Origin of the sequence: Streptomyces hirsutus (genome assembly GCF_001418415.1) — a bacterium.
GTDB classification, from domain to species: Bacteria; Actinomycetota; Actinomycetes; order Streptomycetales; family Streptomycetaceae; genus Streptomyces; species Streptomyces hirsutus.
The window spans coordinates 1-5,951 of sequence record NZ_LIQT01000617.1 but is presented as its reverse complement, the minus strand read 5'-3'; the positions used below and the strand labels follow the sequence as shown (position 1 = coordinate 5,951).

Here is a 5,951-nt window from a genome sequence, read left to right as displayed (position 1 = left end):
TCGGCGAGTCCGGCTGCGGCAAGACCACCCTCGGGCGGTCGGTGCTGCGGCTGGTGGACATCACCGAGGGGTCGGTCGTCCTGGACGGCACCGACCTGGCGAAGCTGCCGAGCGAGGAGATGCGCCGCTTCCGGCGCCGGCTCCAGATGGTCTTCCAGGACCCGCTGGGCTCGCTCAACCCCCGGCAGAACATCGAGTCGATCCTGTCCGAGGGCATGGTCGCCCACGGCATCGGCAAGAACCAGGAGGAGCGCCGCGAGAAGATCAAGGCGATCCTGGAGCGGGTCGGCCTGCCCTCCAACGCCCTGGCCCGCTACCCGCACGAGTTCTCCGGCGGCCAGCGCCAGCGCATCGGCATCGCCCGCGCGCTGGTCCTCGAGCCGGACGTGATCATCTGCGACGAGCCGGTCTCCGCGCTCGACGTGTCGATCCAGGCCCAGGTCGTCAACCTGCTGGAGGAACTCCAGGAGGAACTCGGCCTGACCTACCTGGTGATCGCCCACGACCTCGCGGTCGTCCGGCACATCTCCGACGTGATCGGCGTGATGTACCTGGGCTCGCTGGTCGAGGAGGCGCCGAGCGACACGCTGTACGCCGAGCCCAAGCACCCGTACACCAAGGCCCTGATGTCGGCCGTGCCGGTGCCGGACCCGGAGGTGGAGGACCGCCGCGAGCGCATCCTGCTCACCGGCGACCTGCCCTCCCCGGCGAACCCGCCCAGCGGCTGCCGCTTCCACACCCGCTGCCCCTGGGCGCAGGCCGAGAAGTGCGCGACCGAACGGCCGGAGCTGAAGGACGTCGGCGGCGGTCACCGGGTGGCCTGCCACTACGTCGCCGAGATCGCGTCGGGAGAGCTGAAGCCGACCCGGCCGACGGGCATCGAGGCCGTCACGGAAACCGAGGACGTGCTGGCGGAGCGGGCCGAGGGCGAAGCGGAGGTTCCCGCCGCGCTCCTGCCGGCCGACTCGACGACCAAGCCGGACGCCGCGGTGGTCAAGGAGAAGGTGCCGGCAGCGGTCGAGGTCCCGAGCGACCCGACGGCCGATGCCGTCGCGAAGGACCGCGACGCCGCGGGGACGGACGCGTCCGGCAAGGGTCCGGGCGGGACCGACTGACGGACCGCCGTACTCCTCGGACTCCCGGAGCACCGGACGGAGCTGAATCGTCCGGTGCTCCGAGAACTCCTCGGGCCGCAAGTTCGTGCCACCCCTCGCCTTGCTTTGCAAGGCGAGGGGTTCTTTTTGAGTAAGAATGTGAAAGTGCTCCAGCAACTCTTCAGCCCGTCCCTCCTGCACGCGCTCGACCTGATCGGCATCTTCGTCTTCGCGATCTCGGGCGCCCTGCTGGCCGTCCGCAAGAACCTCGACGTCTTCGGCATCGCGGTCCTCGCCGAGGCCACCGCCCTGGGCGGCGGGCTCTTCCGCGACGTGGTCATCGGCGCCGTGCCGCCCGCCGCCTTCACGGACCTCGGGTACTTCGTGACCCCGCTGGTGGCCGTGGCGCTGGTCTTCTTCCTCCACCCGCACGTCGAGCGCATCCAGAACGCCGTCAACTTCTTCGACGCCGCGGGGCTCGGGCTGTTCTGCGTCGTCGGCACCACCAAGGCGTACGACTACGGGCTCGGCCTAACCGCCTCCGCCTGCCTGGGACTGGTCACCGCGGTGGGCGGTGGTGTGCTGCGGGACGTGCTCGCCAACGAGGTGCCCTCGCTGCTGCGCTGGGACCGCGACCTGTACGCCGTACCGGCGCTGGTCGGCGCCACCATGGTGGCCCTGTGCATCCGGTTCGACGCGCTGAACGCGTTCACCAGCACCCTCGCCGTGATCACGGCCTTCGGGCTGCGACTGCTGGCGCTGAGGTACCACTGGCGGGCACCCCGCGCGTGGCAGCGTCGCTCGACGGCCCGCGAAGAGGAGTAGGGGAAGGGCGGGGAGGCGGAGCGGGCGAGAGGATGAGCGGGCGGGAACCCAAAGCTACCGCTTAGTAGGTGACTCTTGTACTGTTCACCCATGCCAGAAGCAGCCTCCGCCCCGGCCGTCCGGGCCGCCATCGGCGACAGTGAGTTCGACCGCGACACCGCGGTCACGCCCCGCGAACCGGGCGTCTACGACATCGACCTCTCCGCCGGCTGGACGATCATCAGCGCCGTCAACGGCGGCTATCTGCTGGCCGTCCTGGGCCGCGCCCTCGCCGACACCCTGCCGCACCCGGACCCGTTCACCCTCTCCGCGCACTATCTGACCGCCTCCCAGCCGGGCCCGGCGGTCGTCCGTACCCAGACCGTACGCACCGGACGCACCCTCTCGACCGGGCAGGCGTCCCTCTTCCAGAGGGACGACCAGGGCCGTGAGGTCGAGCGCATCCGCCTCCTGGCCTCCTACGGCGACCTGGGCGCCCTCCCCGACGACGTCCGTACGTCGGCCGAGCCGCCCGCGATACCGCCCATGGACCAGTGCTTCGGTCCTGAGGACGGTCCGGCCCCCGTCGACGGCAGCTCCGCCATCATGGACCGGCTGATGCTCAAGCTCGACCCGTCGACCCTCGGCTGGGCCCTCGGAAAGCCTTCCGGCAAGGGGGAGATGCGCGCCTGGTTCGGGCTCGCCGACGGCCGGGAGCACGACCCGCTCTCCCTGCTCCTCGCGGTGGACGCGCTGCCTCCCACCGCCTTCGAACTCGGGCTCAAGGGCTGGGTCCCCACGGTCGAGCTGACGGTGCACGTCCGCTCCCGCCCGGCGCCCGGCCCGCTGCGGGTGTCGATCACCACCCGCAACCTCGCCGGCGGCTTCCTCGAGGAGGACGCCGAGGTCTGGGACAGCGCGGACCGGCTGGTCGCCCAGTCCCGTCAGCTTGCCCGGGTGCGCCTGGGCTGAGCGGTCCTTCGCGGTACGGCCGGCGGCGGGTCAGCCGGCCGTACCGACGCCGGCCGCACCTCTGCCGGAGGTGCCTTCGTCGGCCGGGCGGTCCAGCCAGTGCAGGCGGCCGATGCTGATCAGCCGCAGCCGACGGGCCGCCGTCCGTGCCACGCGTTCCCGCGCCCGGTCCCCGTGGCCGGGCTCCGACGTCGTCACCGGGGTCCCCGCCGAGGCCGGAGCCTCCAGGAAGAGGCATCCCGTGGCGATCATCTGGTCGACGTAGAGCTGGGCCAGCATCAGCAGGTCGTCCGCGCTCCAGCCCGCGGACACCGGGTCCTCGGCCAGCGTCTTCGCGACCTCCTCGGTGAACCGGGCGAGCTGGTCGCGTATCGCCTCCCGGACCGCCCGCACCCCGCCGTGCCGTTCACGGACGATGAACCGCATGTGGGCCGGGTACCGGTCCACATGCCCGGCGATCGACTCCACGGCGCGCGCGATGCGCTCCTCGGCGTCACCGGTCGCGGACACCGCCGTCCCGATCAACGGGTGCAGGCTCTCGAGCGCCTCCCCGACCAGCGCCACGCCCAGATCCTCGACCGAGCGGAAGTGCCGGTAGAAGGCGGTCGGGGCGATCCCCACGGCCCGGGTGACCTCACGCAGACCCAGGCTGCCGAGACTCTGCTCCTCGAGCAGTTCCAGCGCCGCGTCGAGGAGCGCTCGCCGGGTCCTCTGCTTCTGCGCCTGCCGGGTGCCGAGGGGGTGACTCATGCCATGCAGTCAACAACTGTTCTCCGGAATCGCAAAGCGTGATGCCGTGCGCCGAGTGTTTAGACTGACCAGTCAGTGAACACTCGTACCGTAATCGTTCGCCGACCGTCGCACCGAGTACCGAGGCGAACCCGGACCGAACCCGAACCTCGAAGCCTGGAGGATCCGACCCGTGCTGTTCCTCGTCGCCGCGCTTCTGCTGATGGGCGTCGTCCTGGGCACCGTGGCCCACGCGCCCCTGACCGTCTCCGCGGCCGGGGGCGCCGTCATCGCCGTCTGGCTCGCCGTCTTCGCCCTGCGCGAGCGCCACGACCGCATCCACCGGGAGGGCTGAACGCCATGCGTCTCACCTCACCGGCCGCCCATCGCATCGCGACCCACCGCACCGCAACGCACCGAACCGCCGTCGACACCCGCACCCGAACCGCTGTCCAGGACTCCGACGGCATGGCGGTCGCGTCCTTCGTCCTGGGCCTGCTGGGTCTGCTCGTCCTCAACATCGTTCTCGGGCCGATCGCCATCGTGCTGGCGGGCACCGCCCTGCGGCGGGGCACCACCCGGCGCGGACGCGCCTGCCTGGGCCTCGGCCTGGGCATCGCCGACCTGCTGGTCCTGCTGGCGTTGATGCAGATGAACGACACGATCTCCTGGAGCTTCTGAGCCGGCGGGGCATCCCGGCCGACCGCACCCCGAAGCCACCGGGCACGGGCCGTAGAATCGGCCCCACCATGGCTTACCTCGACCACGCCGCGACCACCCCGATGCTTCCCGAGGCAGTCGAGGCACTCACCGCGCACCTCGGCGTCACCGGCAACGCCTCCTCCCTCCACGCCGCCGGCCGACGTGCCCGCCGGAGTGTCGAGGAAGCCCGCGAAGCCCTCGCCGAAGCCCTCGGAGCCCGTCCCAGCGAGGTGGTCTTCACCTCCGGCGGGACCGAGGCCGACAATCTCGCCGTGAAGGGCCTGTACTGGGCCCGGCGCGACGCCGAACCGGCCCGCACCCGGGTCCTCGCCAGCCCCGTCGAACACCATGCCGTCCTGGACACCGTCCACTGGCTCGGCGAGCACGAGGGCGCCGTCGTCGAGTACCTGCCGGTCGACTCCCACGGACGGGTCCACCCGGACGCCCTGCGCGAGGCGATCGCCCGCAACCCCGACGACGTGGCCCTGGCCACCGTGATGTGGGCCAACAACGAGATCGGGACGATTCTGCCGGTCCGTGAACTCGCCGAGACCGCCGCCGAGTTCGGTGTCCCGCTGCACTCCGACGCCGTCCAGGCCTTCGGCCAGGTGCCCGTGGACTTCGCCTCGTCGGGGCTCGCCGCGATGACCGTCTCGGGCCACAAGATCGGCGGCCCGTACGGCATCGGAGCGCTGGTCCTGGGCCGTGAGTACACCCCCGTACCGGTGCTGCACGGCGGAGGTCAGGAGCGGCACGTCCGCTCCGGCACGCTCGACGTGCCCGCCGTCGCCTCCTTCGCCGTCGCCGGCCGGCTCGCCGCCGAGCGGCGGGAATGGTTCGCCCGCGAGGTCGGCGCGCTCCGCGACGACCTGATCGCCGCGGTCCACGAGGCCGTCCCGGACGCCGTCCTCGGCGGCGACCCCGCGTCCGGGGGACGGCTTCCGGCCAACGCCCACTTCACGTTCCCCGGCTGTGAGGGCGACTCCCTGCTGCTCCTGCTCGACGCCCAGGGCATCGAGTGCTCCACCGGTTCCGCCTGCACCGCCGGTGTCGCCCAGCCCAGCCACGTCCTGCTGGCCACCGGCACCGACCCGGACCTGGCCCGCGGCACCCTCCGCTTCTCCCTCGGTCACACCTCCACCCGGGCCGACGTCGAGGAACTGGCGAAGGCCATCGGGCCGGCGGTGGAGCGTGCGCGGGCGGCGGGGCTGACCTGACGTCCCCCGGGCACGACGACGACCTACGAGACGGGTTCCCTTCGCCGGTATGACCCGGATCAGGTGACTAGGGGTCGCCTTCCGGTCTTGCGACCTTCCGGCCTCTCAGCCCGACCGTCGACGTCGGCACCAGCGGAAACCGAAGCTTCGCGCTGAAGTCGGCTACTCCGGTCGAACTCCCTCACTCATCCCGTAGGCCTGTTCTTATGATAGAACGCCCGCTTCTGGATGGAAGAGGGTAGGTTGAGGTTTTTTGTCCAGTTTTTCGGGTGGCGGGGTCAGGCCGTCGCCGTGAGCGCCTGACGTACGAGCTTCATGTAGCGCTCCCAGTCCCAGTGCGGGCCCGGGTCGGTGTGATCCGTCCCCGGCACCTCGATGTGGCCGATGATGTGTTTCCGGTCGACCGGGATGTCGTAGCGGGCGCAGATCCGGG

General features: G+C 71.3%; 7 protein-coding genes and 1 pseudogene. 6 read left to right on the top strand and 2 right to left on the bottom strand.

Annotation, left to right across the window (positions count from 1 at the left end):
• The 3 genes from AOK11_RS35985 to AOK11_RS35975 form a co-directional block, all read left to right on the top strand.
• Positions 1 to 1,115, top strand: a 1,115-nt coding sequence (locus tag AOK11_RS35985; RefSeq protein WP_055597842.1) for an ABC transporter ATP-binding protein, incomplete at its 5' end; no start/stop codon positions are given.
• 144 nt (positions 1,116 to 1,259) lie between these two features.
• On the top strand, positions 1,260 to 1,919 hold the full coding sequence (locus AOK11_RS35980; RefSeq protein WP_055597841.1) for a trimeric intracellular cation channel family protein: 660 nt from the start codon (positions 1,260 to 1,262) through the stop codon (positions 1,917 to 1,919).
• Positions 1,920 to 2,009: 90 nt separating this feature from the next.
• Positions 2,010 to 2,870 carry a thioesterase family protein gene (locus AOK11_RS35975; protein WP_055597840.1) on the top strand — a complete coding sequence of 287 codons (861 nt, stop codon included), beginning with the start codon at positions 2,010 to 2,012 and terminating at the stop codon, positions 2,868 to 2,870.
• A 30-nt stretch (positions 2,871 to 2,900) separates the two neighbouring features.
• Here AOK11_RS35975 and AOK11_RS35970 read toward each other — a convergent pair whose 3' ends face one another.
• Complete coding sequence (locus AOK11_RS35970) at positions 2,901 to 3,620, bottom strand: TetR family transcriptional regulator (RefSeq protein WP_055597839.1); 720 nt, start codon at positions 3,618 to 3,620, stop codon at positions 2,901 to 2,903.
• Between the two features lie 172 nt (positions 3,621 to 3,792).
• On the opposite strand from AOK11_RS35970, the gene AOK11_RS42445 reads away from it, so the two are divergent.
• From AOK11_RS42445 to AOK11_RS35960, 3 genes are all read left to right on the top strand, one after another.
• Positions 3,793 to 3,954, top strand: coding sequence for a hypothetical protein (locus AOK11_RS42445; protein ID WP_107098763.1), 162 nt, complete (start codon positions 3,793 to 3,795; stop codon positions 3,952 to 3,954).
• Between the two features lie 5 nt (positions 3,955 to 3,959).
• On the top strand, positions 3,960 to 4,280 hold the full coding sequence (locus AOK11_RS35965; RefSeq protein WP_240497624.1) for a DUF4190 domain-containing protein: 321 nt from the start codon (positions 3,960 to 3,962) through the stop codon (positions 4,278 to 4,280).
• 68 nt (positions 4,281 to 4,348) lie between these two features.
• A complete protein-coding gene (locus AOK11_RS35960; RefSeq protein WP_055597838.1) occupies positions 4,349 to 5,518 on the top strand; it encodes a cysteine desulfurase family protein in 1,170 nt (389 codons plus the stop codon).
• 278 nt (positions 5,519 to 5,796) lie between these two features.
• On the opposite strand, the pseudogene AOK11_RS45835 reads toward AOK11_RS35960, so the two are convergent.
• Positions 5,797 to 5,951 (bottom strand): annotated as a pseudogene (locus AOK11_RS45835) (N-acetylmuramoyl-L-alanine amidase); the annotation flags it as partial.